Source organism: Fibrobacter sp. UWB11 (assembly GCF_900143015.1).
Lineage (GTDB): Bacteria > Fibrobacterota > Fibrobacteria > Fibrobacterales > Fibrobacteraceae > Fibrobacter.
On record NZ_FSRT01000003.1, the window covers coordinates 416,583 to 443,109 of the forward strand.

Sequence of the window (26,527 nt, forward strand, 5' to 3'; positions counted from 1 at the left end):
TAAAAACTTTTCAACCAATGTATTCAATAATTTCCCGCAATGAAGCCTCACGTCCCGTTATCATTTTAATCCGGTCTTTCTGCATGGCCATTTTTTCTTGCATTTTTTGAATCGCCACCTGCCGGCGGTGAACAACGCTCCCCTTAGAAAGCCCCGTCAACAGGCTCAAATCACGGAGACTGAGCCCGCCCACAACAGAAAGTTCCAAAATCATTTTTTCAAGCGGGTTTAAGGCCTCGAGCAACAACGAAAACTCGCCCATGACCGCCTCCATGCCAAGATCATCATCGGGAGCCACGCACGCATCGGCTCCACTCGCCTCGTAAGCCGCTTTAGGCTCGGACAGGCAAGAAAAGGGGATTTCGTGAATTTGGTGCCTTTTGCGGTAATCGTTGTAGTGACAATGCAAAAGTACGGTCTGGAGCCACGCAAAGAGATGGATTTGGTTGTTCAACTCCCCTGCATTTCTACAAAAACGTAGTGCCACTTCCTGAAACAAGTCATCAGCTTCGTCTTTTGTCGCACACTTTTGCAAGCACAATTTGTATATTCTGTAGGAATATTTTTTCCACACAGAACCTACCCAATTGGGGGGACGGTTACCAAGGAAACCCTTATATGACATATTTTTTTGAATTCTGATTTATCCGATTACTTTTAAGTGAGATTCAATTTATGAAAATTTTAGACAAATTTAAGGTTTTTGAAAATTTTGCAAACAACCGTTTGCAAAAAGCGTCATTTTGCATCCTATTGTTTGCAGCCGTTGCCTTTGCAGAAGAATTCAACATGAACAATATGCCTCCTCCCGAGGCTAGTTTGCACTATTCTACGGGAGCACTCAAAAAGGGTTCTAGCGTCACGGTAGACATTACCATTCCTGATAATTGGCATGTCAACGCCAACGTTGCCGCCGATGAATTTTTGAAGCCGTCGTCTATCGAAATTTCGGCACAAGGAATTCACTTTGGAGAACCCAAGTGGCCTGAACCCCTCAAGGAATACAGCGAAGCCTTGGATCTCGAGAATCTTGTTTTCAGGGGACATTTCCAAATCCATCTCCCTATCGAAAGCATCGACAACAATTACGATAGCCTCACAACTTCGGCAACATTCCATTACCAGGCATGCGATAATTCCATTTGCCTTGCGCCTTCCCAAGTCACATTTGGGCTAAACGCACTCGGCTTTGCGCAAAAAAGCGGTTTGCAGCCAGCACCTTTAAAAAAAAACGATGACGACGAAACAAGCAACACGCCCAGTTTCCAAGAATCGGTAAACTCGACTGTTGCGAACAAAAGTTTCGCGGGTACGATTATTTTGCTTTTGTCCGCACTGCTCGGCGGTTTGATTTTGAACCTGATGCCGTGTGTGCTGCCAGTGCTTTCGCTCAAACTGTTTAGCTTAATGAAGCAAGCACGGGAAAGCCGCGGGCGCCTACTTCTGTTAGGCGCCACAACGACAGCGGGGATACTTGCAAGTTTCTGGCTGCTCGCCGCTGTCGTTGCCGCCGTCAAGGCGGGCGGCGGAAATGCAGGCTGGGGAATGCAATTCCAGAGTGCAGGCTTTATCGCGTTCATGGTCGTGATTCTGAGCGCCTTTGCGATGAGCTTCTTCGGAGTCTTTGAAATTTGGCTCCCCGGAAGTGCCACAACCAAAATGGACAGCGCCGGTCGCAAGCAGGGAATTATCGGTGCGTTTTTCACTGGCGCGCTCCTCGTTCTCTTGAGCACGCCGTGCTCCGCACCGTTCCTCGGAACTGCCATGGGTTTTGCCTTTACCGCCTCGACCCCTGTGCTGTTCCTGTTTTTCACAGCGGCAGGCGTCGGGCTTGCACTCCCCTACATGCTCGTAAGCGCATTCCCTAAAGTTCTAAAAGTATTCCCGAAACCGGGCGCCTGGATGGTAACGCTCCAAAAGATCATGGGCGTTCTGTTGCTCGCCACCGTCGTTTGGCTTTTGTGGATTGTACACGAACAGTCCGGCAATTTTGGCGTAGGCATCTTTGCAGCGATTTCGCTATTGAGTATAGCCTTGAGCTTTGCCATCGGAAACATCGCGCCACCGGGCGTCGCATTTTTCCGCGAAGTTCTCGCCGTTGGCGGTTCTGTAATTTTCCTCTTCGTAATCTGGTTTGCATTCGCTTCACCAAAATACGAAGATGAAGTAGACGCAAGATTCAAGGCAAGATCGGTACAGCTCGTTACTGAAGACGGATGGTACCGCTACACGCCGGAAGTCATTGAAGAATTCGCCAAGGCCGGACGCACAGTATTCATCGATGCCACCGCAGACTGGTGCATCACCTGCAAGGCAAACGAAGCCGCAGTTCTCAACCGCGAAGATTTTAGACGCGCCATGGACAGCCTAAACGTCGCCCTCGTAAAAGCAGACTGGACTCGCGAAACGCCCGAAGTCACAAAGCTCCTCCGCAGCATGGGCAAGTCCGGAGTGCCGGCTTATGCCATCTACCCCGCCGGTGACAAGAGCAAACAAATTGTGTTGCCGGAACTGCTCACGACAAATGCGATTGTGGAAAAAATAGCCGGCAGTAAATAGCAGAAAGTGGTTGATGATTAGCAAGCCATAGGCTGTGTTTACGTCATTGCGACCCTCGTAGAGGGGAAGCAATCCATCCCATATGATGTATGAAATGAACAGTTTCATCGGAGCAGTCATCCTGAGTGGTTTTAACCGCGAAGGATCCAGTTAAATCTCGAAATTCTTGACATTAAAAAAGGTGGCTTGAGGCCACCTTTTTTCGCTTTACTGGCGATGCCGGAATAAATCCGGCATGACAACATTAAACGCGCTTGCCTTCGCGCTTGTAGCGTTCGATGCATTCCTGGTAGAAGTCGAATGTCTGCTTGGCAATCGTCTTCCAGCTAAACACGTCAATGGCGCGCTTGCGGCTGACTTCGCCCATCTTCTTTGCAAGTTCCGGATTTTCGAGAATCTTGTTAAGTTTGTTCGCAAAATCCGTCTGGAAGGCCTTCGGATCAGCCGGTTCAAAGTTCGTTGCAGACACAGCCTTGAGCGGCACGAGATAACCCGTTTCGCCATCGACAATGATTTCCGGAATGCCACCGACAGCGCTACCCACAACCGGAGTACCGCAGCTCATGGCTTCGAGATTGATAATGCCAAACGGTTCATAAAGAGACGGCGTTGCAAAAACGGTTGCATGGCTGTAGAGCACGCGAAGTTCCGTGTGCGGCACAGCATCCTGAATCCACACGACGCCATCGCGTGTCTTCTGGACTTCTTCAATCAAGCGCTTGCATTCATCGGCAAGTTCCTGCGTATCCGGCGCACCGGCACAGAGCACTACCTGGGCGTTCTTGTCGATTTGCGGAATTGCCTGGATGAGCTGGCTAATGCCTTTCTGGCGCGTAATACGACCCACAAAGAGCACGAACGGACGCTTCGGATCCACGCCCCATTTCTTCAAGATTTCTTCATCAAATGTCGGCTTGTAAAAGTCCGGATCAATACCATTGTAGATAACCTTCACACGGTCTTCCGGTACACCATAAAGCTTCATCACATCGCGCTTCATGCCTTCGCTCACAGCAATCACGCCATCAGCGGCTTCATAAGCGGTACGTTCAATCCAGCAGCTCATGTTATAGCCGCCGTCACCAAGCTGTTCAGCCTTCCACGGACGGTGCGGTTCAAGAGAGTGCGTCGTGAGAATGAGCGGGCACTGCAAAAGGCGACTTGCAACAACGCCACCAAAATGGCTATACCAAGTATGGCAATGAATAACGTCGATATCCTTGAGCGATGACATCCACTGGAGATTGATGTCCAAAGGCTTCAAGATTTTCTTGAAACGTTCGTCAGCTGGATTGCATTCAAGCTTCTGGCTAAAGCCAATCGCACGGATGTTGTCGGCATCATCGTTCTGCGGGCCAAAACAACGGGCTTCGATATGGCAGAGCTTGGAAAGTTCCTGGCTCAAGAACTTGACGTGAATACCTGCACCGCCATAGATTTCTGGCGGAAATTCATTAGTAAGGATTGCAGCGTTCATAATACAGCAAACAGTGTTTAGTGGGCAGTGGTTAGGTGGATGTCCGCAAACTGTTTTCACTGATAATATTAAAAATTTACACTCTGAAATTCAATAGTTTCACTATCGCAAACTATTGAATTGTCTCCATCATCACTTTACAATTTCTTGTGCTTTTTCAATATCGCGTATAATTAAAAAAATGCATAAAACAAACGCCCCGACCATAAAGATCGGGACGCTTGGTGTTTGGAGTGTTTAGAATGAAAAATTAGAAGTTCTTGCAGGTGCCTTTCCAGTGGCCACGTTCACCGATGATTTCACCGTTGATGTAACGACCGCTCGAACCGACAAAGTCTGCCTTGCGGAAGTCTTCGCCACCGAGGTGCCAACGCATCCAGGCAACCGTTGCAGCCATGCCGCCCCACGGACCGGAACCATGACCCCAGCCGCATTCGCCCTGCTGGCATTCATTGCCCTGGCCGCCCGTCATCTTGATGAGGCATGCCGGAACCTTGACGCCGGGGTTGTTGTAGTCGGCTTCGGCGTTCGGGCGTTCCATACCGCCTTCGCCATACACGATACCGATTGTTTTGCCCTGCGGAACTTGAGACATTGCAGTATGTCCAAGGTCACCGCTATTGTTGAGCATAGCGGTAATAACGCGCTTGTCTTGAATGACCATTTGTTCGGATTCGAGTCCACCCATAGAGTGTCCGGAACAACCAACAACATTCATGTCAAGTTTCTGGTACAAAGGATCATTCGGATCGTTATTCTTCTTTGCAAGCCAATCGAGAGCGGGCTTACCCTGCGAAGCGTTACCCGGAGATTCGCGGAGCGCAATCACCACGAAGCCATGAGAAGCAAGGCGACGGATCATTCCACCGTATGCACCCGGTTCCGTGCCGCCACCCGGCCCCCACACGACAATAGCGTGCTTCTGGTCGTTAGAAAGCTGTTCCGGATAAGCAAGGATTCCTCCACCATCGTGACCGGTGCGTTCAATGTACTTGACTCGCATCTGGTCCTTCGTTTCGTCCTTACCTTCGGCAAGGAAAACGCCCTTCGGCTTCGGAGCTTCACTAGAAGAAGATTCCACCTTTTCTTCGGAGCTGGAGGAGCTTACAGCAGGAGCCTTTTCAGAGCTGGAACTTACAGCCTTAGCTTCGCTAGAGGAACTTGCCGGTGCAACATCTGCGCTTGAAGCAGGATCCGCTACAGAGCTGGAACTTGCAACAACATCAGCGGAAGATTCCGGATTCTGGGCTGTCGCGCTGCTAGATTCTGCAGCAGAGGATATTTCGGTGCCACCTTGTTGATTTAATTCGCCACCGCCCTGAACATCGGATGTAGAACTAGACGATTCATCGCCCGGCTGAACTTCTTGAACAGAGCTAGACGAAAAATTGCCATAGTTATTCATCGCAGAGGTGACTGCGTCTTCACCGCAATTCATGAAGGCCAATGAGCTGGCCAACACCATTGTCTTTAAGAGTTTAGATTTCATTTTGTTCTCCTATTTACCATAACCTGATTAGAAATTACCTAAAAAATCCTTGATATTACAAGGGTTGGAGAAAGTCTCATGGATAAAAAATCCAAATGATCAATTTATTCAAAATTCACAATTTACGAAAACATGATTTTCGAAACCACAATTTTTCAAATTCGCAAATCACAAAAATTAATTTGTTATAAACACAAAAAAAATCCCGACCGCATGGGTCGGGACCTTTGGTTGTTGGAGTGTGGAAATATCTATTGCTTAATTAGAAGTTCTTGCACTGGGTTTTCCATTTACCCTGCTTACCAATGATGGAACCGTCAATGTACTTGCCACTGCTGCCGACGAAATCAGCCTTGCGTTCCGTTTCGCCACCGAGATGCCAACGCATCCATGCAACTGTTGCAGCCATGCCGTCCCAAGAACCGGAACCATGACCGTAACCGCCTTCGGAGTTACGCGGACCACCCGTCATTTCGATGAGGCAAGCCGGAGCCTTCACGCCAGCGTTGTTGTAATCGTTCTTGGCGTTGTCCTTTTCCATACCGACTTCACCGAAGAGGATTGCAATCGTTCTGTCCGTTGCGACCTTGTTGGCACCTGCACCATTCCAGTCACCACTGTTGTTGAGGAACGCTGTCAAGACGCGCTTATCCTTGATAACAGCCTGTTCAGATTCAAGACCACCCATGGAGTGACCGGAGCAACCGACCGTATTCATGTCGAGCTTGCCAAACAGCGGGCTATTCTGATCCTTGTTCTGCTTGTCGAGCCAATCCAAAGCCTTTATGGCCTGGGAAGCATCACCCGGAGATTCCTTGAGAGCAATCACAACAAAGCCATGCGAAGCCAAGCGACGGATCATGCCTTCATAAGCACCCGGTTCGGTACCGCCACCCGGTCCCCAAACCACGACGCCGTGCTTTTGAGTCGAAGAAAGTTGCTTCGGATACGAGAGGATTCCACCGCCATCCCAGCCGGTGCGGGTCTTGTATTCCACCTGCATCTGGTCCTTTTCTTCTTCCTTGCCACTAGCAAGGAAAATGCCCTTCGGGGCTTCGCTTGAGCTGGATTCCACCTTCTTTTCGCTGGAAGAAGACTCCACTTTCTTTTCGCTCGAAGAGCTTGCCGGTTTTTCAGCTACGCTGGAGCTAGAGGCCGGTTTTTGCACATCAGCGCTAGAAGTTGCACTTTGGGCGCCGGCGCTAGAAGCAGGCACAGCATCGCTGCTAGATGTCGGAAGCGGATTCGTGCCCGGGCCACAAGCGTCAGGCAAGCTAGAAGCCAAGCAGCTTTCATCGCTGCTAGAACTGAATACAGCATTCTCAGCCGTCGAACTGGACGAAACTTCGGCAGCTCCATTCTGCCCCTGCTGCTGACCAGCCTGTTCCACAGAGCTTGAAGAGCCCTCAACGCCCGGCTGGACTTCGCCTGCGGAACTGGAAGAGAATCCAGCTGCATAATTGTTAATTGCAGAAGTGACAGCCTCGTCTCCGCAATTGAAGAAAACCAATGAGCTGGCCAACACCACTGTTTTTAAGATTTTTGATTTCATTCTTTGTACTCCTCGTGTTTTTGGCAAAACCTACAACCCATCCATTAGCCCTTGAGGAGGCTATTTTTAAACTAAATCAAAACGGAAGGAGTAAATACTTATGTAAAATTCCTTTTATTGACAAAAAATCCATAACACCCCTAAAACAAAGAAAAAGCCGGAACAAAAATTTCCGGCAAAATTGCATAAAACAGAATTTCAGCCCCAAATTTCGCCCAGTTTTGAACTGGGTAGGGCTCAAAAAAAGCATTATAGGCTATCTGGGAGCGTAAATGCGCGACATGAATTCCGCGCGGGTCTTTTCGTCCGTCTTGAAGCGTCCGAGAAGCTGCGTCGTCACCATGGTTGCACCCGGCTTTTTCACACCGCGCATCGTCATGCACATGTGGCTAGCTTCGAGAACCACGGCAACACCCTTCGGCTGCAAAACCTTCTGGATGAGTTCTGCAATCTGGCGGGTCATGCGTTCCTGAATTTGCGGGAAACGGGCGTAAAATTCCACCACACGCGGGATTTTCGAAAGACCGACCACGCAATCACCCGGGATATAGGCCACGTGAGCCTTACCCGTGAACGGCAGAAAATGGTGTTCGCACATGCTCGCGAACTCGATATCCGGCACGATAATCATTTCATCGTACTTTTCGTGGAAACGCGTCTTGAGGATGTCCTCGGCCTTCATTTCGCCCGTAAGGCTCGTCATGAGTTCGGCGTACATCTTCGCAACACGCTTTGGCGTATCGATAAGGCCTTCACGGTTCGGGTCTTCGCCCATGCCTTCCAGAATCATCCGGAAGCCGTCTTCCATTTTCTTGAAATCCATCATGCGAGCAATTATAAAAAAATATCCAGTGTCGGGCAACCGCAACCGGGTTGAAATTGCATCACGGCTTTTAAATCCAGCAATTGCGCCAGCGAGTAAATATCACTTTTTTACAAAGTAATAAGAACGTTTGCAAAGTCTTTCGCGTTTTGATTGTTAGACTATATGATACGCTATTTAATGATACACGAACGTATCATTATTAAAATTTCGCTTTAAAAAATTAAAAAAATTGATGTTTTTGATCAAAAATTCGAGACTTTGTAATATTTTTTGTTGTTTTCAGGAATGTCGCGAAATTAAATTTATAGATGTCGGGGCACATTAGCGCCAACAGAAAACGAAAGGGAAATGAACATGAGGCCCATTCTTGATTATTTGGATTATCGCTGCTACATGCGCGATTTCTACGAGGAGCGGAAGAAGTCATCCGCGTTTTCGTGGAGGGAATTCGCCAAGCTAGCCGGATTCGTCTCGCCCACGTACTTGAAACTGGTGTGCGACGGAAAGACAAACTTGAGCAAGCCCGGCATTCAAAAAGTCGCGAAGGCTATGGGTCTCGAGGGATTCGAACGAACCTTCTTTGAAAACCTAGTGCAATTGGGCCATGTGAAAAGCGATGCCGAGAAGAAGACCGTGCTTGCAAAAATCCTGCAGTCGGCCAAGGAGAACAAGATGCACGTCCTGAATGCGGACGGTTTCCGCTTCTGTGAACATCCGGTGTGCCCGATCGTGCGGGAACTTGCCCCGCTGATGCCCGGCGCACTTCCAAGCGAAATGGCCGCAAAAATCAATTCCGAGGTCACGGCGCTCGATGTCCGCGATACACTCCAGTTCTTGGTAAAGACAGGACTTCTAAAAAAGACGGGCGAGAATTCCTACGAGCAGACTTCGAAAATGGTGAAGATTTCGAAGGACGCCTTGCCCCTGACGGTACGCTCCATGAACCGCGAAATGGGCCGTCTCGGCTTTCTGTCGCTGGACAACACAGAAGTTGACGAACGAAGCGTCTCGGGCCTCACCATGGGCGTCGACGAAATTACCTACCGCCGTATCGTGCGCGAGGTGGACGAGTGCCGCCGCAAGGTGGCCGCCATCGCCGGCGAATGCAAAAAAATTAACCAGGTCTACCGCCTGAATCTGCAACTTTTCCCCCTGACGAAAAAAGTCGATGAAACCTAGAGGAATGTATGAATATGCTGAAAACTTTGAGTAGCCTACCAATTGCCGCATCATTCCTTGCCGTCGCATTTTTCGGCGCCTGCTCCGAAACCGAGAACCCGCAGGATGCCGGCGTCTGGGTAGACGAACCCGCCATTGCGATTAATGAAAGTTCGTCCAGTTCAGAAAATTCGTCTAGTTCACTTTTGGAAATCAAATCCTCAAGTTCTGTCGTGGAGGAAAGCAGTTCCTCGGTGAAAGTAGAGTCATCAAGTTCATACAAAGTCGGAATACACTTTCCGGAACATAACGGATGCGGAATAGCACCCAAAATCTACACAGACCCACTGGAAACAATGCCCACTGCGAAAGCAGCAAAGATAAAAGCGGGATCCGCCAAGGAGCCCTCGTACGCAGCCATTATGATGAAAGATGAGGAACATGGAGTCCTGAGCGCCTTTGTCGAAAAACGTCTCGAGGTTCTTGAAAAACAAGGAGCAGCACACGATTCCGCTTGGATACAGGCGGCAGAAGAACTGTTGCAAGAACTCGGTCTAGACTCCCTACTTGCCGATCGTCAAATGCCGGTATATTATATGGAATATACCTTGTTCTACCTTTACAGAAGTGGCAGCGATCAATTGAAAGCGTATTTGGTCGACGATTTTGCAGACGGCAAGCTTGAACCGAAAAATTACTGCTTCAGTAATAAGCCATACGATACATTTGACCAAGTTGCCTTTAATTTCATGCCCATAGGGTGCGTATACGATGAGCACGATATTTTGGACCCGGAAGCCATCATCAAGAACATCTGGCGCAAGTGCTCCGGAATGCCGTACTGCAGCGATGCGATGGTCGGGATGTTCAACAAAGACAGTTCATTAGTATGCAAAAGTAGCAGGTATTACGCTTATACCATAACTGACAATTATACCATAAATGACGATACCTATACCAATTGGGAAATAGCCTCTCCACTGGATGTCGAAACGTCGGGAAACCCTTGCGACGCCGACGGCAAGTTCATCGTGAGCCGCAAGAACCCCGATCGCTCCTATATTTGCACAGCCGATAGTGGATGGGATTCAACAACGACCGTCAAGATCGAAATGAAGCAAATCCCGTGCGATACAGTAGGAGCATTGTTCAAGAGCAAACTGAATCCTGGAGGGGTTTATATTTGTAGGGATACCGTCTGGACCGGGGAATATCTCTGGAATCGAGAATATACCCTAAATACATGGGACAAGGCGACTCCTTTTGAAGCCGAAGTCGCGGACGTTCCCTGTGAAAAAAATGGGGAAATGATAAAAAGCGTCGTGGCTCCGGATTCATTCCATATTTGTAGGGACGGCATTTGGGGATTAGCCACCCGCTTGGAAAGGGAAACCTACAAGATCCCATGCGACGAAGAGGGCAAACATTTCGAAAGCCAAGAACTCCAATCTATGTATTATGTGTGCCATGAAGGCAAATGGCATCAATTTGACGAAATCACTTGCGAAAATGGCGCAAGGTACTCTACGGCCAATGAAAAGGACAAAAAATACAAGACGAATTATGCCTGCAAAGACGGAAAGTGGTATTCAAGCAAAGACGAATCCTGGGAAATTCCATACGAACTTTATTTCAATCCCAACATTGAATACGGCTCGTTTTCAGATCCGAGAGATGGTCGCACCTATCGTACCATTGGCTACCGAGGAACAACATGGATGGCCGAAAATCTCAAGTATCAAGGAACTCCAGAAACCTTTGAAGTTGACAAAAAATACTGCAAAAGTGACAATTGCAAAAATTCAGGTTACTACTATACCATAAATGCTGCGGAACAAGCCTGCCCGGAGGGATGGAGATTCCCGACAGATAACGAAGTTGCACTTCTAAGTACTCCTGACGACTCAGAAGAAGTTAGTGTGTCCTCGACGCGAAAGTTGTTCAATGCATTGTTCTCGCAGATGAATAGCTTGGGCCTTGGCTATGATGGATTGGATAAAAATGGACTGAGTTTCACCAAGACCGGCCTATTTAATAGAGAAGTCTATGTGAATAGCGACTATCAGTACTTCTGGATCCAGGATACCGGATGGAAAGACATAACGGTAGCGGAAATAACAACCTACGAAATAAAGTCTCGCAAATTCTCCAGTGACATAAACAACATCAAGGCTCCCGTCCGCTGTGTCAAAGAATAAAAAAATAAATCCCGCGATTTTTTAACCGCGGGATTACCTGTATTAAACAAACACGACTTCGTTGCCTGTGCGAGGCGTTTCCGCGCGGTTCGGGAGTCCCGATTCCGTATCGGCATAGCCAATCGCCACAGAAGCGTAAACGCGTTCATCTTCCTTAAGACCAAGACCGCGCAGGTATTCCAAAAGCGTCGGGTCTTCATTCAGCCACTTGAGCTGATTGATGTAGCAACTGCCAAGGTCGAGTTCATTCGCGGCAAGCATCATGTTTTCGACAGCGCAGGCGACATCCGCCATGTTGTTGCCATATTCTTTTTTATTCGCAACGACAATAAGCACAGGCGCCGTATAGCAGAAAGAATAATTGCCCTTGCGCGAAAGCGTGATGGAATTCTTGAGGCTCTTGTAAAGGTCTTCGCGGAGTTCCATCGCAGCAAAAGCAGACTGCACCAGTTCCTTGAGTTTTGCAATCACCGTCGCATCCGAAATCACAAAGAAGTGATTGGTCTGGCAGTTTCCGCCGGTAGGTCCAAAACGGCCCGCTTCGGCAATGGCTTGCAATTTTTCGAGTTCAACAGGCTGTGCCTTGAACTTGCGCGTGCTACGACGAGTCTTGATAGCTTCGAGTGTATTCATATAATCTCCAAATTTATTTATCCTTGACACAAAGTGTTTGCACCATCGGGTACAAATCCTTCGGGCAATCTACAACGCGACGACCTAATTCACCGCGGTCACGCCATGCAATTTCAAAACATTCCTGCGTTTTAGAATTCTTCTCAGTTGCAGACCAAAAGATGTCAAAATATACGTTATTGTTCTCGTAACATCCGCTCATATACAATTTAAAATACCACAAAACAGGAGAATCGTTCCGAAGCATCAAATCAGTCGTCAAATACGAAATATAATCTTCTTGCTTAAATTCTTCTATCGAAGGAATATGGAAACCCTCGGGACAAAACGACATTGCACTTGCCCAATCCATATAGGCAGTTTCATCAAAGTCCAACAAGGACACCGTTTCAACATTTGCGGAACGTCGGTTACACTCGCTATATTTCTTGACATCGACTTTCCACGTTTCATAAAAAGTCTCAAAACTTTCACTTTTATTATCCAAAGAATCTAACGACAATCTTTCTTTTGAACGTTCCCGATGCAAGAATAAATTCTTATTGTAGAAATACGCATCATACCCACCGCTTGCCAAATCTACATGGGAAAGGTACATCGTATTTTTTGAAAGGATAAAACGGTAAAGATTGTTATCGACCGTTACAGAATACACCGAATCATCCGTAAACGTTCCGCCCTTGAATTTTTCTTTTTTAAAGGACTCCGGCATTGTGTAAGGTTCTTTTCCCAAGCGAATTTCTCGCCAATCCAAAACGCTATCGATTTTTGTACAGCCAAAAAATGCATCCGCTTTTTCACTCCAATAAATCGTCTTTTGCAAATTCGAATTGCATTTGCCCAAGCTATCACGGAATGCATAAGGTCCTGCTTCTAACGCAGGCATTTCACGCCACGACCTTACAGAATCGCACATATAATAAGTTCCGCCATAACGCTTCACAAGTCCATACAAACTATCTGTACAGAACAGGCCATCTTTTTCAGGAGGCATTACAGAATCAGCAACTACAGGATACCAACGCCCATCCCTACATATAAAGAAATCATCTCCATAGCCAATTCTCAAATTAATCCGGTCCCTTTCACAAGGGATATTATCAATCATCGGCGGAATCATTTCGTCATCTTTTATTTTACGCCAATGACCGATACCCCAGCAACCGAATTTCACAAAGCCATCTTCTTCAATGCAATATTCCGCTTCGCAAATAAAATATGTACTATCATATTTTACAACATGATTTTGGAACCTAGAATCGCAAGTATCGTTAAAATACACAGGCGGATAAACTTCTCGCCATACAGGCGAATCAGAACCCGCCCAATAATCTTTACATGAATAGTAGACCCCAAGATGTTTGCCCACCTGATTAGTTTTCGTGCATCCGCCCAAATAATATATCAAGGAATCTAGTTGCACCCATCTTCCAAAAGAGCAATGCACAAAAACACTATCTAGCTGTTTTTTATTCCCATCGTCCTTACATTCCCCAAATTGATCAAGTGCTTTCGCATGCAATACTTCTGCATACAAAGAATCTTTTTCGTTAAAATCAGTTTTCACATATTTATCGGTCCAAGCGCAATTTTTCTCATCGAGACATTCACAATAGAAAAGCGAATCGTGCATATAAAAGGCATGATTCTTGGTAGCGTAACTACCGCATGTTCCAAACTTGTACGTCAGCAAAGTATCGCGGTTATTTTCGATTTTCCATACATTTTCATCTTTCTTGCATAAATAATTTAAACCGTTATGTTCGACAAGAGCCGTCTTCGACAGCAAACATGCTCCGATAGAATCTTCGAAAAGAGTCGCCAAACGGATATAGGAATTAGACCCGCCCCATTTTTCAAATTCACATACAAATCTACGACCATAAAAGTCGCTACTCTTTTTTTCAATTATCGCTTGGCAAGTATCGCACATCGAGAATTTTATTCCGTAACTATTTTGAATAAAATTATGCCAATATTTATACTCGTTCCAAAAGGTATTCCTCGAAGAACTCTTAAACGTAGGCTTACCATTCTCACCGATTGTATTTTCAAAAGTAGCAAGCCACGCATCGGCTGCACGAACAATCATCGAAGAATCGATACGGCCCGTCTTGCTAAAGCTATCGTACAGTTCCTTGTAATCGCTATAAAAAAGGCTATCTGAAATCTCGTGTCGGCAATAAAGATACGGTTTATACATTTCCCATTTATTTGCATAATGCACACCGTTATACTGGTTCGCATGGAGCGCGTTAAAATCCAGGCCAAACAATTGTGTCATTTCCGAATACGCCTTTTCTTCGGCAACGGCAAAATCAAGATTTTCTTTTTGCATCAAGTAATCAATACGCCCTGCAGCCAACGCCTCGTTAAGATTCAATTTCAAATTGCCGTTATTTTCTGTTAATCGAACATATTGCGGAAATTCAACTTTTTCATTTCCGTTCAAAAAAACAGCCACAATTTTAACATACGGATTTTTGTAATCGCGTTCGAAAGCCCTAAAAGCAAAAGCTGTCTTGATATTAGGATTTATTTCGACCTCAATCGAATCCATCGAACGGAAAGAGTCATCTAGGCGTTCAACCCTTACAAATTCAGGCACCAACGGGAGCGCATATTCAACCAAGCCCTGCAATCCCGTGGGAGAATATTGGAATCCATTGTCATCGTATCGGGAAAGAACAACACCTTCATCGCCATCGGAGCATGAAATTGCAAACAAGCTCAACAAAACAAGCAATAACGCAAGCATCTTTCGGAAATACATTTTACCTTTCCTTGATGCAAAGCGCTTGCACCATGGGGTACAAATCCTTAGGGCAATCTACAATACTCTTTTTCGATTTAGATCCGGCTGGGGTATTGATCCGATCATCTTCATAGCATTTTTGCGTTTCAGAATCAGTTTCATCACTCGTCCAGAAGAAATTAGAAACCAAATTACCACCTGAACAATTTTCTCCACTATCCATTTCATAAGTCCACACAGACTGCGAGCCCAATGCAGAATACGTAATATCAATTATGGAGTTCGTAAATTCCTCGGCCTTCAAAAGACGGAATCCCTTGGGGCAGAACTGGCTTGCGTGCGCAAAGTCCATGTAGGAATTATCATTAAAGTGATAAGCCAAGACAGACGCATCTTTGACCTCGGCCTTTTGCGTGCTGCATTCGCTATAACCCGTTGCGCGAGTTTTCCAGTCTTCGTAAAAAGCATCAAAACTAGCACTCTTATTTTCTATCAAATTCAATTGGACATTTTCGGCGCCGCGCTTACCACGTATAAACAAATTATCTTTATAAAAACTTGCATCATACACAGTTCCAGAAATTTCGACATTATCCAACACCCATTTATAAATATTGGAATTGTACCTACGGAACGTATATTTATTACCGTCAACAGTCACCGTGTAAACGCTATCGCCATCAACAACGCCTCCTGCAAACTTTCTTTTGTCCAAATAACTTGGAATAGAATCGTTGGGCGATGCAGACATTGGGGCCGTACTCCAAGTGTACTTTTTATCTACCGTTTGGCAGCTGTAAAATGCTCCAGCCTCTTCATTCCAAACAATAGTCTTGTGAGAAATCGTATCGCAAGTACCGAGGCTATCTTTATATTTATAAGGCGCCGCAGAGCTAGCGTTCAATTCAATCCATTGATTAGATGTATTGCAAATATAATACGCCCCTTGATAGCCCTTTACAAGCCCATAATCCTTTATCGAACAAAGGAATCCTGCTTGTTCAATGGGCAATAAAGATTCTTTTTTTACATGAGACCAACCACCTATAAAGCACATATAAAATTCACCGTCATAGGCTTTTTTCATATTGTACTGATTCACGCCGCATGTATCCATATTTATTACGGGAGGAATCGCTTCTGCACTATCAAGCTTACGCCATTTGTAGACAACATCGGAAACGTCATTTCCCTCGCTACTCTTTTCGCAAATAAAATAATTTGTACTATCTGTTGTTACCTTTTTTAAATCTCCAGCAACAGAGCACTGTTCGCCCGCATAGACTGGCCACGGAATTTCGGCCCATACGGTATCGCTAGCATCGTAATCAGTGAAAACACGGCACCCATAATAAGTTCCATTGTATTCACCTTTCACACGATCCTTTGCGCAATGGCCAATATGGTATGTCAACGAATCCACCTCAAGCCATTTGGACGAAATGCACTGTATATACAAATCATCTAGCTTTTTCGTAGCGCCATAACCATTCGTATAGCATCTTCCGAATTGCTCGACCGCTTTCGCTTCGATATATTTTGCAAAAGCCGTAGAATCCTTTCGTGGAACTTCCTTGCCGGCATACTTATCGCTCCAAGCGCAATTGCCCGATTTATCGCACTCGCAAATAAACAAAGAATCCCTAGTATAAACAGCATCGCCATTATTTGATTTTTCGCAAACTTCATAATAGCTATCTAGCAGTTCATCATGAGATACATTCTTTCTCCAGATATTTGAGCCTTTGTCGCATAGATATTCATTGCCCTTATACGTGACAAGAGACTTTGTCTTAAGCAGGCACAATCCAAGGGTATCTTCAATGGGATTTTTAAATCGCCATTTAGAACTATAACGATCATTTTCTTCATTGTCATAATAAAAGTATTTTCCATAATAAGCACTAGACTTTTTATCAATCATCACAGAATCTTTCGTCGTGAATTTTATTTCGTAAATCTGACTGAAAAAATCCTTCTCCATATATCTCAACTTCACGCTAGTATCCCTCGAAACGCTTTCAAACTCAGATATGTGCGTACGTTCGTTAGGGATATTTTCAAACGTAGAAAGCCAGGCATCGGCTGCAGCAATGGCCATCGCTGTATCGACAAAGCTTTTCTCGGCATAGTATTCACGCAACTTCTTAAAATCACTAACGAACAAGCTATCCGAAATTTCATGTCTGCACATCACGTACAAAAGCAGATCATTAAGTCTAATGTCGGAAGAAGGGAATTCATACGTCATGAATCGATTTGCATTGAGGCCAAATCTTTCCGACATTTCTTCCATTACCGTATCCTCGGCATCTGCAAAGCTGTAATTTTCCTTCTTTACAAAATGCTCGATACGCGAAGATGCAAGTGCCATGTAAATATTCTGGCTAATGGTAGAGCGAGTTTCAGAACTCAGGCGATTGTACTGCGTAAATTCCACCTTGGAATTTTTGCCATACGGGAACTCCGTTATAATTTTCAAATACGGATATTTAATATCCTGAGATTTCATGGAAAAATATTTTCCCATCCAAGCCGATGTATCTTTGGACAGCTCAATCGTATCTACAGTATTCAGCTGGTCATCGACAACCTCAATACGGACGGCCGAAGGTTTCATCGTCGGCAAATACTCTACTACCACACTCAATGACATCGGTGAATACTGATACCCGTTTTCGTCAATTCGGGCAATGACAACACCCTCATCGTTATCGGAACATGCGGCAAAATATAACGCCGCAAACATTGTCAAAACTGCACTTTTAAAACTCATCATTTCCTCCAAAATTATTTATCTTGCTTTTGCCAAAAGAAATTACAACCAAGAGCGCGTTGCCTTTCAGGTACAGCAATTCCCTCTTCATTTTTACATTCATCTGTCGATTCACAAATAAAAGAATTACCATCATGTTCTACGACTTCGCCAAAATGCGAAACGAAACATTCATCGCCATAATATTCCGGAGCCGAAATTTCCTTCCATATATTCTGCCACGCCAAGTAATGTTCATCATACCGGCTCCCTTCACACGAATAATAAGCATCTAGATGTTGCGCTTTACTCCTCTCACAGCCACCCAGATAATACGTCAGAGAATCAATCCTCCCCCATTTATCAAATTGGCATTGGACAAAGACACTGTCAAGCGGATATTTATCGCCCGAATAAGTATTATTAATTTGGCACTTTCCAAACTTTTGCAAAGCCCTCGCATTCAGAACAGTCGCGTACAGAGAGTCCTTTTCGTTAATATCCTTATTCACATACTTATCTGTCCAAGAGCACTTATCACCATTACATTCACAAAAGAACAGCGAATCATTCAAGTAAAAAAACTGATTTTTCGTTGCCGAATTACCGCACTCCCCGAACTTATATTTCAACAACGTATCGATTTCGCTTTCCGCCCTCCATACATTGTCCTTTTCCTTACACACGTAATACGAGTCATCATATTCAGCAACGGTAGAAGTCTGCATCAAGCACAAGCCAAGCGAATCTTCAATAGGATCCAACAGACGATAATAACATGTGGACATCCAGCCATCATTTTCGCAAGGGCAAACAAACTTGCGACCATAAAACTCACTTTCTTCTTTTTCTATCACTGTTTGGCGATTATAGCTATCACATGATGGCATGGTTATTCCATACATACGCTCAAAAACGCGGCTATAATTAACGTAATTGACAAACAACGTATCTCTCGAAAAATTCTTGTAAGTTGGCCTTCCGTTTTTATCCTTTCCTGGCGCAAATGTAGTGAGCCACGCATCCGCCGCACGGACAATCAGCGAAGAATCGATTTTCCCCGTTTTGGCAAAATATTCACTCATTTCCTTATAATCGTCATAAAAAAATCGATCCGAAATTTCATGACGGCAGTAAAGGTACGGTTCATACAATTCCCAGCGGTTAGTGTAATTTACACCATTAAACCGGTATGTATTCCATGCATTAAAATCAGCCCTGAAAATATCCGTCATCTCGGAATACGCCTTTTCTTCGGCTTTCAAAAAACTATAGCCTTCTTCCCGGACTAGCGTTTCAATGCGGCCCGCAGCAAGCGATGCATTCAAATTCAATTTCAAATCGTTATTGGATTCCCGCAAAGAAACGTACTGCGGAAACTCCACCTTCTTTTTTCCGTCCGAAAAGACCGCCACAAGCTTCACGTAAGGATTTTCATAATCGCGTTCGTAAACTTTAAAGACAAACGCATTCTTAATGGTCGAATCCAGAACTACATTGATGGAATCCAGCGAATTCAACATGCTATCGACACGGATAATCTTCACAGATTCTGGAACCAAGGGAGGAGCGTATTCGATAAAGCCTTGCAACTCCGTAGGAGAATACCGGAAACCGACATCGTCATACCTTGCCACGACATGTTCCTCACTTTCGGAACATGCCACCAGACTCAACAAAGCAAACAAAAGCCAGATTGCACTCATTCTCATCGCCAATTACTCCTCGTCACTTTCCACCAGTTTCCACAAGCTTCGGTAAGCGTCGTAATAAAATGAGCAACTCACAGATACGCTATCGATCTGTCTCACCTCACCATTCAATTCTTTCGAGCACCGACCAAAAAGCTTGACTGCCTTCGCATTCAATGCAGATGCATACAGCTTATCGCCTTTCTTGAACGTACTATCGATGTACTTATCTGTCCAGTCACAAATATTTGAACTATCACATTCACAGACAAACAGGGAATCACTCAAATAGCCCGATTCGCCACTAGATATAGAGTGCCCTTTACAATATCCATACATCTTGTTCAAAATCGTATCGCGATTAGACTCTACATTCCATACCGCGGAGCCATATCTACAGCGGTAATAAATACCATTGCTCACAGCAATAGAATCCTTCGAATACAGGCACACTCCAATCGAATCATCTAGCAATGTCTGCAAACGCCAATAGTTAAGCCCCTCATCATAAACAAATGTACGTCCTTTCAATGAGCTGTATTTATTATCCAGTTCAAAAAATTCGTTCTCGTACGATCTAGTTCTAGTTAACTTAAAAGAAACTCCATACGTATGCTTAAAAAAGTTCTCATCGAAAGCGCCCACGTTCACGACAGAATCTCTCGAAAAACTCCTATACTGAGTTTTTCCATTATCATCATCATAAACAACAAATGTAGAAAGCCAAGCATCGGCCGATTTCGCCATCAAAGCGGAATCCGCAACACCATTCTTGGCAAAACCTTCACGATACTCCTTGAACGTGCTATAAAAAACGCTATCCGAAACTTCGTGACGGCAATAGATGTACATCAGCAGGCCATTCAAGTTAGCCTCGCTTCTCATATATTCGTAGACATCTAAGCGTTTATCAAAAACGTCGTTCCATACAGTGCTATAATTGGTGCCAACATTCGATACGAGATTATAGGCGAACTGCATTTCTTTTATCGCCTGAGTCATTGCCGAGTCAAATTCAAGTCCCTTTTCCCGCACCAACGTTTCAATACGCCCAGACATCACCGCTTCAGGGAGATTCAGCCTGATTTCAATATTAGATTCTCTCAAGCGCACATACTGAGCAAATTCCATCTTTTCATTTTTATCTAGCGGGAACACCGGCACAATCTTTACAAACGGAAATTCATAATCACGATCGTCCACCTTAAAGGTATACTCCCCGTCATAATTCTTTTCAACAGGCGCTTCAATAGAATCTACAGGATAAAGCTTTTCGTCAAGACGCATGACCTTGACATATTCCGGTTTCATGTCCTTCAGATAATGGACCGTCCCGCGCATATACGTAGGTGAATATCGATACCCGTCCTTATCGTAGCGAGCGAGGACATCATCAGTGCCATCGATGCTAGAACAGGCCATCAAGCCCAAAAGAGCCAACAGCAGCGCAAAAGCCGCTTTTTTCATTTTCATTTCTCCCTATTTTCTGTAAATATACAAACTCTATTTAGAACAGAGTATATAAAAAAGATAATCCGGCCTAATGGCCGGATGAAATGTCGAAAGACGGGGATTATTTTAATTCTAGTATTCTAGAGCATCAAAAGAAGCTTGGTCCGCATCAGGTTCCACTGGCGGATCACCCGAACCCTGAAGCAAGGCACATTCGCGAGCAAACCCAATTATTTCCATCACCGGCTTGACATATTCTTTTTTCTGTTCAGTTTTGTTATTCATAATATTCATTCCAAAAGTTGTAATTATTTCCTTTTACCATAGTAGGCGCCACGAGCCTTGCGCACGCCGTTTACCCTGCGGCCCTTCAGGTCATAAGTCTGCAAGGTCTTCAACTCGCCCGTACGGGTATTGATACGCCCGATAACAGTCGTTTTTTCATCGCCGTCACCTTCATCTTCAATAATATCGATTTCGTCAGGGAGCCCTATCGATGACGTTGCCTTTGCGCCAGCATAATTGGACTTGACCGTACTTGCTTCAGGAGCCTTGTAGAGATAGGCACGAAGCGGGCTAATATAGGCATCTGCACCAACCTTGACAAATTCGCCAACCTTGATACCCGACATAGCCTGACCCGCAAAGCCATAGACATGTCCGAGGTCACCGTTACCTTCTTCCCATTTTTGGTAAGCAAGGGTTCCACGGAACTCCCAACTTGTATTCCCCACCGCAGAGACGGGCTCTTTAGACTTTCTGAGCGTTACGCCACCCTTAACAACGAGAGTTTCATCCTTCATCATGACCATGTACGGCGTATTTGCGCTGAGTTCTATAGGAGTTGTAGACTCATCCGTCCAAAGGCGTTTTATACGAAGAGCCCAGCGTCCATTGTCTTGCAGAACAAATCCATCACAACGGCTAACTTTTTGCACGCCTCCAAGTTGATCCGTATTCACATCGAACGGGAACACAATCGTCGCATAAGCCCCAGCCGTGAACGTGCGCACGAAATCAATGGCATCAACATAGGTATCCTCGGTGATATTGACTGGTTCTGAACCCATGAAATCACCTTCAAAATATGCATGTTTGTGACCTTCTCCATCGACAGACACGATAAGAGGATGCGTCGTGGGAGCAAGCGTTTTGCCTGCAATAGCATCAATCTGTTCGTCAGTGAGCGTTCCAAAGTACAGATTTCCATCACCATCCGTAAGAATCTGACCATCCTTGATTTTGACGGGAATAGGAGCATGCTTTATGACATCAGAATATTTATTAGCGGTGATATGGTCAGCATGACTGGAATAACCGAGTGTGACGGGACCTGCCAATAAAGTTTCAAAGCCATTGTCACCTGTCGCCGTGACAGCACCTCCATTAATGACTATGCTGAACAAAGCAGAAAGACTAGTTGTAGTGATCTCACCACCATTGATTGAAACATAAGAACCACTCATTCCAGATTCTGATGTAACGGATGCAGCGATAGAACCATTATTAATGATAAGACTATCGCCAGCAGACATTCCACATGAATTCGCCGTTATGGTGATAGAGCCACCATTAACTTTAATGCTTTTGTCCGATGCGATACCATAACTACCCGTTTCTTCAGCCGCAACAGCAACAACACCGCTATTGATAGTAAGCTTTCCTGAATAGATTCCCCCTATTGTTGTAACATCGCTATTGATGACAATATCATTGGCAACATCAATACTATAGCCTTTCCCGCACGAGGCAGTAACAGAACCACCCTTAAGAATGAAACTTCCCTCTTTAGAATAAATCCCTTTATTTTGACCACTTACAATGACATTTCCACTATTGACAATAACGTCTTTTTTGACATAAACACCATAAAAACCCGCACTAGTTTTCGCTTCAAGAGAGCCGCTATTAACAACGAGATTACCGTCTGCAGAGAAGATTCCTCTATTTCGACCATCTACAGAAACGAATCCCTTGTTGATGGTTATATCTTTTTTTGCATAAATACCATATTTACCGAACGAAGAAATCGTCCCTCCGTTCATGGTCAAATTTTCGACAGAAATAGCAGTATCACTTGTACCAGCAGCAAAAATTCCAAGTACACCCGTTTGATTTTCCTGTCCATAAATTGTCAAATTGCTAGCACCTTTTCCATCAAGACCATTTCCATAGTGAAAGTCTTCCGTTGATCCGATATTCATTGAAGACCCATCGGCAAGAATAATGTTAACATCACCAGACATTTTTACAGAACGTTTATAATCAATATCGCCACTAGCCAAATACCAGCCCTCGGCAAGTTCTTTTTCATCACCAGTCAGTTGAGCAATTTCATATACAGCCTGTTCATCACCATTCTCGTCTACATATTTGACAGGACTTGGAATCCTGAGTTCCGCATCCTCAATACTATTAATTTGTTCACTAGACAATGTACCTTTATAAAAATGTCCTTTACCATCAGTGAGAATTTGGCCATCCTTGACTTTGATGGCTACAGCATTAGGACCGAAAGACATTCTGCTAATAAAGATACGGTCCGAATCATCTGTATAGCCTAAAGACACGCTTCCACTCAAAACATAAATACCCAAGTATTTACCTTTCGCTGTAAAATGACCACCATTGATTTCAGCATCACAATCGACAATAAGACCAGCATCATAGTCACCAGTTGTAAAAAACTCGCCTCCATTGACAATCATCTTTCCTCTAATCATAATTCCATCGAAACTGTTTGAAGATAAAGAGCCACCATTAATAACGAAATCTCCTGAAGCGTATATACCCATTTTATTTTTACTGAATATCGTTACAACGCCACTATTGATGACAATGCTACCTTCAGTAACATGAAAACCATACCCCCCTTCGTCGCTATCTTCATTAACATTAAGAGAACCTCCATTAATAGTGATTGAACCTTCCGAGATAGTTATCCCCGTCCCATTCGCACCACTTGCAATTAAATTAACTGAACCACCATCAAGAGTAAACGTTTTGGCATAGAAACAATCTCCCAATTTCCCGGTATTCGTCACATCGACGTTTCCGCTTTTGATAGTGACGGATTTAGCATAAATGCCATATGTAGATTCTTTGGTCGCAGTCACACTAACCGATCCACCATCAACAACAACATCATTATAAACTTCGATACCTCCACTGTTATTTCCATTTACAATAAGAGAACCGCCATACACAGCCAGGTTGCCAATATAAACAGAGCGCCATCCACCTGAAGCATAAATTCCTAGCGTACCCGTTTGATTTTTCTGTCCATAAATTTTTAAATCAGTATCCATATATCCACTAAGGGCTATGCCATCAACGGAATTTTCAAGTGTTCCAACATTCATCGAAGAACCATCGGTAAGGATAATCTGGACATCTTTAGATGGCTCTACAGCCGTACTGAAATTGACATTTCCAATTACCACATACCATCCACTAGTAAGTCGCTTTTCGTTTCCGGTCAAAACGGTGTAATCCTCAATAGTTTGTTCACTTCCATTTTCATCGATGTATTTGACAGGAATTACAGGAACAAGCGTCTTTCCCGCAATAGCATTTACTCCTTCATCGGTAAGATTTCCTGTGTAATGGTTACCATTTTCGTCTTTAAAAATTTGATCTTCTTTGATAACAACAGAGCCACCATAACTGCTTGCATTAATACGAGTAAATCTATCGGTATAACCAAGAGTAATATTCTTATTTGCATAGATGCCGCCATAGGCATATTCAGTTTCAGTCGCAGTAGCACTTATAGAACCACCATTAATGGTGGCGCTTCTGTAAGAAAAGATTCCGCTTTCTCCTCCTACCGCTGAGACCTCACCACCATTGATAATGAAATCATAATAAGTTACGATACCTCTACGTTTGGCAATCGATGAAAAAGAACCTCCATTGACAACCATGTCGAAACGAACAAAGACGCCCCAATCAGAATTAGAATTAACAGAGACCGAGCCGCTATTGATTATAAGGTGATCACTATTAATAGGGTAATTCCCAGAACCTTCCGTATAGACATTTAGCTTGCCCGTTTGGCCACTCTGTCCGTAAATTGTCAAAAGGGTAATAGTTGCCGATTTATCTATACAAATACCACAACCATTAATGGGACTTTCATTTGTCCCGACATTCATCGAAGAACCATCGGTAAGAATAATCTGGATATCTTCGTGTATCTGTATAGTCGTACTAAAATTGATATCACCTATTACAACATACCATCCGTTAGTAAGATCCGTTTCGTTGCCAGTCAAAACAGTGTATTGGGTGATAGTCTGCGTTTTGCCGTTCTTGTCGATATATGAGACCGGGGTGGCAGCCCACGCCATCGAAGTGCAAACGAGAGCAACAAGGAACGTCAACAGAATACGCACCTTGCCAAACATTCTGGCCAAATTCATACAAATAAGCTCCTATGAAAAATTTGTAGCAAATTTATAATAAAATTATCATTTCATCAATAACAAATGCCTTATAGACAAACAAAAAAGGCGCCGCAAAAACTGCAACGCCTTTAAAAGCAATACACAATATTTTACTTGTCCAGCGGGAACATCAATATTCTGGATTTACGCTTTTGGTTGTAATGATCACGTTTAGAAGGCGGCAATTCTTCAACAGTCCCATCAACAAATCCAAGCTGGTAAAACCAATCGAGAGCCTGCGTCGTGAGCAAGAACAAGGTCTTGTAGCCCTTCATGCGGCCAAGTGAAATCAGGTGACGCACAATCGCTTCACCAATGCCCGACTTGCGATAGTTCGCACCGACGGCAATGCCAGCCACTTCGGCCATATTGTTTTCGAACGCATGGAGAGCTCCGCAACCATGAATACTATTATCGATGCTATATACAACGTAATCAGCAAGCTTTTCGGAAATTGAATCCTGCGTACGCGGCACAAGGTAACCCTTTGCAATGTAATCCTGCATAATGCGCAAGATATCCGGAATATCTTCGATTGTTGCCGGACGAATACAAGAATACTGGTTTGCATACACCATCGTTCCATCACCGCGAGCAGAGAATACTTCTTGCAGCACGCTGCCCTGAAACTCACCGCTCAACAAATGCACACGGTTCGCACCTGCTTCGCATGCATGGATGGCGTTCATCAAGTAATCCATCTGCGCAAAGTCAAGCACATCCGAATTGAGTTCCAAAAGTTCCTTCGCCTGATCGATATCCATAGCCGATATAAGCCCGTTATCGGTCGGTTCCAGATACTTCGTGTTCTTGCCAGTCACAAGGCCTTCGAGCTTAATGCCGCTTTCGCTTCCGATAAAGAACAGTTTCCCAACTTTAAGATACTTGCAGAGTTCGGTTGCAAGTTCAGTACTCGAAATATTGTAGGCATGCCCAATCTTGTTCCAGCCAATCGGCGGAATGATAGGCACGAACTTCTCGTTCATGAGCTGTTCCAAAAGGTCGCGCTGGATGCGTTCGATACGACCGGTGCGCATGTAATCGACACCGTTAATCACACCCATGCTGCGTGCCAGAATCCAGTTACCCTGAATACCGCTGAGACCGCTCGCCGTAAGGTGGCTCATGATTCTTTGCGCAACGCCCAAAGACGCCTGTTCCACAAGCGGCAGCGCTTCTTCGTTCGTTAAGCGGACACCATTGTGAAACTTCGTTTCAAGGTCCCAGGCCTTAAGCTGTGCGTCGATGCTATTTCGCGTACCCGGCACAATGATAATGCGAATGCCCGCCTTATGCAAAAGGGCGATATCGCGCATCAGCACGGGGAACATCGGATGGTCCATCAGGCTATCGTCAATTTTCAAGACGAAAAGCTGGCCCTTGAACCTATCCATGTAGCCAAACACTTCCCGGATGAATCCGGCAACTTCGAAGTGTTGAGAATAAAAATCAGACGCTGTACTCATAGCCTAAAAAGTAGCAACAAAAAAACGAAGGACTTCAAGTCCTTCGCCATTTGAGCAAAAATTTGGCA

At 44.7% G+C, this 26,527-nt stretch carries 16 protein-coding genes; 3 read left to right on the top strand and 13 right to left on the bottom strand.

Going from position 1 to position 26,527, the window contains the following annotated elements; genetic code table 11:
• Positions 1-10: 10 nt before the first annotated feature.
• Positions 11-574, bottom strand: coding sequence for an RNA polymerase sigma factor (locus BUQ91_RS13875; RefSeq protein WP_254842374.1), 564 nt, complete (start codon positions 572-574; stop codon positions 11-13).
• A 101-nt stretch (positions 575-675) separates the two neighbouring features.
• Between BUQ91_RS13875 and BUQ91_RS13880 the strand changes: the two genes are divergently transcribed.
• Positions 676-2,559: a protein-disulfide reductase DsbD family protein gene (locus tag BUQ91_RS13880; RefSeq protein ID WP_254842375.1), complete on the top strand. Its 1,884-nt coding sequence runs from the start codon at positions 676-678 to the stop codon at positions 2,557-2,559.
• Between the two features lie 244 nt (positions 2,560-2,803).
• Here BUQ91_RS13880 and glgA read toward each other — a convergent pair whose 3' ends face one another.
• From glgA to folE, 4 genes are all read right to left on the bottom strand, one after another.
• Positions 2,804-4,036, bottom strand: a complete 1,233-nt coding sequence (gene glgA, locus BUQ91_RS13885; protein ID WP_074209695.1) for a glycogen synthase — start codon at positions 4,034-4,036, stop codon at positions 2,804-2,806.
• Positions 4,037-4,286: 250 nt separating this feature from the next.
• On the bottom strand, positions 4,287-5,525 hold the full coding sequence (locus BUQ91_RS13890; protein WP_074209696.1) for a poly(ethylene terephthalate) hydrolase family protein: 1,239 nt from the start codon (positions 5,523-5,525) through the stop codon (positions 4,287-4,289).
• A 262-nt stretch (positions 5,526-5,787) separates the two neighbouring features.
• Positions 5,788-7,077, bottom strand: coding sequence for an alpha/beta hydrolase family protein (locus BUQ91_RS13895; RefSeq protein WP_074209697.1), 1,290 nt, complete (start codon positions 7,075-7,077; stop codon positions 5,788-5,790).
• A 256-nt stretch (positions 7,078-7,333) separates the two neighbouring features.
• A complete protein-coding gene (gene folE, locus BUQ91_RS13900) occupies positions 7,334-7,903 on the bottom strand; it encodes a GTP cyclohydrolase I FolE (RefSeq protein ID WP_072831026.1) in 570 nt (189 codons plus the stop codon).
• Between the two features lie 354 nt (positions 7,904-8,257).
• On the opposite strand from folE, the gene BUQ91_RS13905 reads away from it, so the two are divergent.
• Complete coding sequence (locus BUQ91_RS13905; protein WP_074209698.1) at positions 8,258-9,082, top strand: TIGR02147 family protein; 825 nt, start codon at positions 8,258-8,260, stop codon at positions 9,080-9,082.
• Positions 9,083-9,090: 8 nt separating this feature from the next.
• The gene (locus BUQ91_RS13910) at positions 9,091-11,259 is read left to right on the top strand and encodes an FISUMP domain-containing protein (RefSeq protein ID WP_074209699.1); all 2,169 of its coding nucleotides are present in this window, start codon (positions 9,091-9,093) and stop codon (positions 11,257-11,259) included.
• A 42-nt stretch (positions 11,260-11,301) separates the two neighbouring features.
• Here the strand turns inward: BUQ91_RS13910 and BUQ91_RS13915 are convergent, their stop codons facing one another.
• The 8 genes from BUQ91_RS13915 to argA all read right to left on the bottom strand — a co-directional run bounded on the left by BUQ91_RS13915 (position 11,302) and on the right by argA (position 26,459).
• Positions 11,302-11,892, bottom strand: coding sequence for a nitroreductase (locus BUQ91_RS13915; RefSeq protein WP_074209700.1), 591 nt, complete (start codon positions 11,890-11,892; stop codon positions 11,302-11,304).
• A gap of 13 nt (positions 11,893-11,905) precedes the next feature.
• A complete protein-coding gene (locus tag BUQ91_RS15755) occupies positions 11,906-14,665 on the bottom strand; it encodes a hypothetical protein (RefSeq protein ID WP_074209701.1) in 2,760 nt (919 codons plus the stop codon).
• A gap of 1 nt (position 14,666) precedes the next feature.
• Complete coding sequence (locus tag BUQ91_RS13925) at positions 14,667-17,426, bottom strand: hypothetical protein (RefSeq protein ID WP_175566644.1); 2,760 nt, start codon at positions 17,424-17,426, stop codon at positions 14,667-14,669.
• Positions 17,427-17,437: 11 nt separating this feature from the next.
• Positions 17,438-19,108, bottom strand: a complete 1,671-nt coding sequence (locus BUQ91_RS13930; RefSeq protein WP_254794514.1) for a hypothetical protein — start codon at positions 19,106-19,108, stop codon at positions 17,438-17,440.
• A 12-nt stretch (positions 19,109-19,120) separates the two neighbouring features.
• Entirely contained in the window at positions 19,121-20,566 is a 1,446-nt protein-coding gene (locus BUQ91_RS13935; RefSeq protein ID WP_254842376.1) for a hypothetical protein, read from the bottom strand.
• Positions 20,567-20,677: 111 nt separating this feature from the next.
• Positions 20,678-20,830 carry a hypothetical protein gene (locus tag BUQ91_RS15760; protein WP_175566645.1) on the bottom strand — a complete coding sequence of 51 codons (153 nt, stop codon included), beginning with the start codon at positions 20,828-20,830 and terminating at the stop codon, positions 20,678-20,680.
• A gap of 23 nt (positions 20,831-20,853) precedes the next feature.
• Positions 20,854-24,969 carry a carbohydrate-binding domain-containing protein gene (locus BUQ91_RS13940; RefSeq protein ID WP_074209703.1) on the bottom strand — a complete coding sequence of 1,372 codons (4,116 nt, stop codon included), beginning with the start codon at positions 24,967-24,969 and terminating at the stop codon, positions 20,854-20,856.
• Between the two features lie 134 nt (positions 24,970-25,103).
• The gene (gene argA, locus BUQ91_RS13945) at positions 25,104-26,459 is read right to left on the bottom strand and encodes an amino-acid N-acetyltransferase (RefSeq protein WP_072830966.1); all 1,356 of its coding nucleotides are present in this window, start codon (positions 26,457-26,459) and stop codon (positions 25,104-25,106) included.
• Positions 26,460-26,527 lie beyond the last annotated feature (68 nt).